The following is a 5,755-nucleotide window of genomic DNA, read 5'->3' on the forward strand; positions in this document are numbered from 1 at the left end:
ACCACCGCGCCGTGCTCGTTCATCACGCCTTTGGGCAGGCCCGTGGAGCCCGAGGTGTAGATGACATAGGCCAGGTGATGGGCATGCAAGCCTTCAACCTGCGGATTGTCGGTGGGCTGCATCGAGAACCCTTGCGCCTCATCCAGCAGCAGGGTCCGCGCCTGCGTAGCCGGCAGGCTCGCCTGCAAGGCGCGCTGGGTCAGCACCACCCTCGGCGCGCTGTTTTCCAGCATGTAGGCCAGGCGCTCGGCTGGGTAATCCGGGTCCAGCGGCACATACGCCGCGCCGGCCTTGAGAATGCCCAGCAGGCCCGCCACCATGTCCAGGCTGCGATCGGCACAGATCGCCACGCGGTCATCCGGGCGAATGCCCAGTTCCAATAGGCGATGAGCGACCTGGTTGGCGCGCGTATTCAATTGCGAGTAGCTCAACGCTGCCTCGCCAGAGACAACCGCGACGGCATCCGGACAGGCCGCGACCCGTATTTCGAACAAGCCGTGCAAGGTCAGGCCCTGCGGGTAATCGACCGCCGTGGCATTGAGCGTTTCCAACAGATGCCGGCGTTCGTTGTCAGCCAGCAGCGGAATCTGCGCCACGAGGGTCTGTTCATCAGCCACCATGGCCCGCAGCACGCCCTCCAGGTAACCGAGGTAGCGCTCCGCCATGGCAGGGTCGAACAGCGCCGTGGCGTATTCCAGCGAACCGAACAGGCGCCCATCGATCAGGGCCATGTCCAGCAACACGTCGAATTTCGCGGTGCGGCTGGTTGCGCCCAACCCTTGCAGCGACATATCGCCCAGTTCCAACCCCGTGGCTTCGCTGTTCTGCCAGGACAGCATGGCCTGGAACACCGGGCTATGGGACAGGCTGCGCAATGGCCGGACCACTTCCACCACTTGTTCGAATGGCAGGTCCTGGTGCGCCTGGGCGTCCAGGGTCCGAGCCCTCACGTGTTGCAACAAGGCTTGCACCGTCAGTCCGTCCGCCACATCGACGCGCAGCGCCAGCGTGTTGACGAACAGACCGATCAAGCCTTCGACTTCCGCTTGCATGCGGTTCGCCACCGGCGTACCGATGACCACGTCGTGCTGGCCGGACAGGCGACTGAGCACCGTGGCCCAGGCGGCCATGACCGTCATGAACAAGGTAGCGCCATGTCGCTGGCTCAACGCCTGGAGGCCTTGGGTCAGGGTTTCGTCGAGGACGATCCCCACCACCGCGCCGGCGTGATCTTGCTGCGCAGGCCGTGGCCGATCGGTTGGCAACGTCAACAAGGCTGGTGCGTCGGCCAGGGTCTGCTGCCAGAAGCGTTCCTGTTCGGCCAAGACTTCCCCGGTGAGCCAGCGCCGTTGCCAAAGGGCATAGTCCGCGTACTGAATCGGCAACGCCGGCAATGGATCGTCCTGGCCCTGACGGAACGCTTCGTACAGCACGCCCAATTCATGGGTCAGCAGATCGGCGGACCAGCCATCGGAGACGATATGGTGCAGGGTCACCAACAGCACGTGATCATCCTCCGCCATCCGCACCAGTCGGCCACGTACCAGCGGGCCATGGGCCAGGTCGAAGGCCTGGCGAGCCTCCTCCTCGGCCAGGACCAGCAGCTCGGTTTCGGCGTCCGCGCACCCTGCCAAGGCCTGCAACTGCAACGCGAAACCGACGTCGGCCGGGGCAATGCGCTGTTCTACTTCCTGCCCCTGCGCCTGCACAAAAGTGGTACGCAGGGCCTCGTGACGGGCGACGATACGATCCAGTGCGCGGGTGAGCGCCGACGTATCCAGCGCGCCTCGCAGGCGCAGGCCAGTGGGGATGTGATACGCCGCGCTGGTCCCGTCCAGTTGCGCCAGGAACCAAAGGCGCTGCTGGGCGAAGGACAACGGCAACGCCTGTTCGCGGGACACCGGCACGATACCGGGTCGGGTGCTGTGTGCCGCCTGGGAGAGCACTTGGGCCAGCGCATTCAATTGCGGTTGGGCAAAGACATCCCTCAGGTTCAGTTCCATGCCCAATTGCTCGCGTACCTGGGCGATCAAGCGCATCACCAGCAAGGAATGCCCCCCCAATTCGAAGAAATGGTCGTGGCGGCCCACCGACTCGACTTTGAGCAGGGTCTGCCAGATCTGCGCCAGGACGATTTCCGTGTTGCCCTGAGGCGCTTCATGGGTGCGGCTGGCGTACGCCTCGGCATCGGGCGCCGGCAGCGCCTGGCGGTCGAGCTTGCGGTTCGGCGTCAGCGGCAATGCGGCGAGGCTGACAAACGCGCCGGGCAGCATGTATTCGGCCAATTGCGTCGACAACTGCGCACGCAAGGTCGCCGCGTCCAGGCGCGTCCCGGCCTGCGGCACCACATAGGCCACCAGGCGTTTGTCGCCCGGGGTGTCTTCGCGCACGATCACCGCCGCTTCCTTGACCCCGGCACAGTCGCCCAGCCGGGCCTCGATCTCGCCCAGTTCGATACGGAACCCACGGACCTTGACTTGGAAGTCGTTGCGGCCCAGGTATTCGAGGCGTCCGTCCGGACGATAACGGGCCAAGTCACCGGTCTTGTACAGGCGCGCATCGGGCTGGTCGCTGAACGGATCGGCCAGGAAGCGTTCGGCGCTGATGGCGTCAAGGTTCAGGTAACCGCGCGCCACACCGTCACCACCGATGAAGATTTCCCCCATGACCCCGAACGGCACAGGCTGGCGGTGCGCATCAAGCAGGTAGATCCGGGTGTTGGCCATCGGCCTGCCAATGCAGGCGTTGCCGAGGATGCCATCGACCGCGTCATGCTCCATGTAGGCGGCCGTGCAGGACACCGTGGCCTCGGTCGGGCCATAGGTGTTGACCAACCGCGTATGGGCGGGACGAACCGCGTCCCATATCTGCAATTTCTGCGTCGACAAGGCATCACCGGTGACGTTGATCAGCCGCACGTCGCGCAAATGGTCCCGAGCCTGGGCCGGCGTGTTGTGCCATTCGGCCACGAGGGTATGCCAATGGGCCGCTGTCAGATGCAGGAACGTCGGGCGGATATCGCCATTTTGTTGCAACTCGGCACTGCCAAACAGCTGCCGGGTCGGCGCCAGGGTGGCACCGGCCAGCAGCGCCGGGAAGATTTCTTCCACCGACAGGTCGAAGTTCAGGGTGTTCTGTTGCAGCACCGTGTCCGCCGGTGTCAGGCCGAACAAGCGGACCGCATCGACGCAGTAGTTGACCAGGCCCCGGTGTTCGACCATCACCCCTTTGGGGTTGCCGGTGGAGCCCGAGGTGTAGATGACGTAGGCCAGGTGGCGCGCGCCCAGGGAGGCAACGAGCGGATTATCGTCACGACCGGCGGCGATGCCGCAACGCGCGCGCTCGGCGCGGTCGAGCAGCACCACCGGCACCGTCAACGCCGGCAGACGACCTAGCAGTTCATCTTGGCTCAGCAGTGCCACCGGGGCACTGTCGGCGAGCATGTAGGCCAAGCGTTCGGCTGGAAACGCCGGGTCGAGCGGCACGTAACCGGCACCGGCCTTGAGGATGGCCAACAGGCCAATGAGCATTTCGGCTCCGCGTTCAACACAGATCGCCACCCGGTCATCCGGGCGGATGCCCAGGCCGATCAGGTGATGAGCCATCTGGTTGGCCTGGTGGTTCAGTTCGGCGTAACTCAGTCGCTCATCACCGCACAAGACGGCGATGGCGTCCGGTCGAGCCTCGACCTGGGCTTCGAACAACTGATGGATGGTCTGCTCACGCGGGTTCGCTACCTGGGTAGCGTTAAGACAGGTCAGCAAATGCTCACGTTCGACATCGTCCAGCAGCGCAATCCGTTCGACCTGGACCTGGTCGTTGGCGACCATGGCCCGCAGAAGGCGCTCGAAGTAGCCGAGGTAACGCTGCACCGTACGTTTGTCGAACAACGCCGTGGCGTATTCAAGGGCACCAAACATCTGCCCCTGGATCTCGCCCAGCTCCAGGGACACGTCGAATTTGGCGACGTTGCTTGCCGCCCCCAAGCCTTCGAGTTTCAAGTCCCCCAACACCAGTTCGGTGTTGTCATGGGTCTGCCAGGACAGCATGGCCTGGAACAGCGGACTGTGGGCCAGGCTGCGCACCGGCTTGAGCACTTCCACCACTTGTTCGAATGGCAGGTCCTGATGCGCCTGGGCGCCCAGGGCCTGGACCTTGACCCGGGCCAACAGGGTTGCCACGGTTGGCGCCCCCGAGAGATCGATGCGCACGGCCAAGGTGTTGACGAAGAAACCGATCAGCCCTTCGACTTCCGAGCGCGTGCGGTTGGCCACCGGCGAGCCGATCACCACATCATCCTGGCCCGAAAGCCGGCTCAACAACGCGCCCCAGGCCGTCATCACGGTCATGTACAGCGTGACGCCATGGCGCTGGCTCAGGGCCTTGAGGTTCGCGGTCAAGTCGGCGTCGAAGACCACCGGCAATGTCGCCCCGGCATAGTCCTGTTGCGCAGGCCGCGCACGGTCGGTGGGCAGCATCAGCAACGCAGGCGCATCGGCCAGGGTTTGTCGCCAGTAATTGCTTTGGGTCTGCAGCACCTCGCCGCTCAACCAGCGACGTTGCCAAACCGCGTAGTCGCCGTACTGCACCGTCAGGGTCGGCAATGGATCATCCAGGTCATGACGGAACGCCTCATAAAGCGCCGCCAGTTCCTTGATCAACACGCCGATGGACCAGCCGTCCGACACGATGTGATGCATGGTTACCAGCAACACATGGTCCTCGCTGGCGAGGCGGATCAGGCGGCCGCGAATCAATGGGCCATGTTCCAGGCTGAAGGTGTCGGTGGCTTCCTCTGCTGCCAGCGCGTGCAGTTGGTCCTCGGCGTCGGCCTGGCCGGAGAAGTCATGTTGCAGCAGCGCGAAGCCGATCTCGGCGGGCATGATGCGCTGCCGAGGCTCTTCACCCTTGACCTGCACAAAGGTGGTCCGCAGGGCCTCGTGACGAGCAACGATGCGATCCAGCGCCCGCTGCAAGGCGCAGCGATCCAGCACCCCGCGCAGGCGCAGCCCGGCGGGCATGTGGTAGGCCGTGCTGGCCCCTTCCATCTGCGCCAGGAACCACAGGCGCTGCTGGGCGAACGACAGGGGCAGGTCGTCCTCTCGCGAAACCCGGACGATCTCCGGCAATGTGCTGCGCCCGGCCCGAGCCACTGCCTGCGCCAACCCCATCAGTTGAGGTTGGGCGAACAATTCGGTCAGGCCCAGCTCCACACCCAGGCGCAGACGCACCTGGGAAATCAATTGGATCGCCAGCAACGAATGCCCGCCCAGTTCGAAGAACTGATCATGGCGACCGACCTGTTGCAAGCCCAGCAAGTCTTGCCAGATCTGCGCCAGGGTGGTTTCGACCTCGCCTTGCGGGGCTTCGTAGCCACGGGAGATGACGGCATCCAGATCCGGTGCCGGCAGGGCCTTGCGGTCGAGCTTGCCGTTCGGCGTCAGGGGCAAGGCATCCAGACGCATGTAGGCGGTGGGCACCATATAGGCCGGCAGTTGCGCTTGCAGGTGCGTACGCAGGGTTTCGATGTCTATAGGTGAATGCTGGGTGAAGTAGGCCACCAGACGTTTGTCGCCCGGCACATCCTCACGGGCCAGGACCACGGTTTCGCTCAAGGCGTCGTGTTGCGCGAGCTTGGCTTCGATCTCGCCCAGTTCGATGCGGAAACCACGGATCTTCACCTGGTCGTCGTTGCGGCCCAGGTATTCGATGTTGCCGTCCGGCAGGTAGCGGCCCAGGTCGCCAGTGCGATACA

General features: G+C 64.4%; 1 protein-coding gene and 1 pseudogene. Both read right to left on the reverse strand.

All coding sequences use genetic code 11. From position 1 onward, the window contains the following. Positions 1-620: AMP-binding protein (locus AACY31_RS29165; RefSeq protein WP_445261592.1), on the reverse strand; the 620-nt coding region annotated here is incomplete at its 3' end. Further along, a pseudogene (locus tag AACY31_RS28155) lies at positions 609-5,681 on the reverse strand (amino acid adenylation domain-containing protein); the annotation flags it as partial. The pseudogene AACY31_RS28155 and the gene AACY31_RS29165, both read right to left, overlap by 12 nt. Positions 5,682-5,755 lie beyond the last annotated feature (74 nt).

Origin of the sequence: Pseudomonas sp. RL_105y_Pfl2_101, from assembly GCF_963970585.1 — a bacterium.
Classification (GTDB): Bacteria; Pseudomonadota; Gammaproteobacteria; order Pseudomonadales; family Pseudomonadaceae; genus Aquipseudomonas.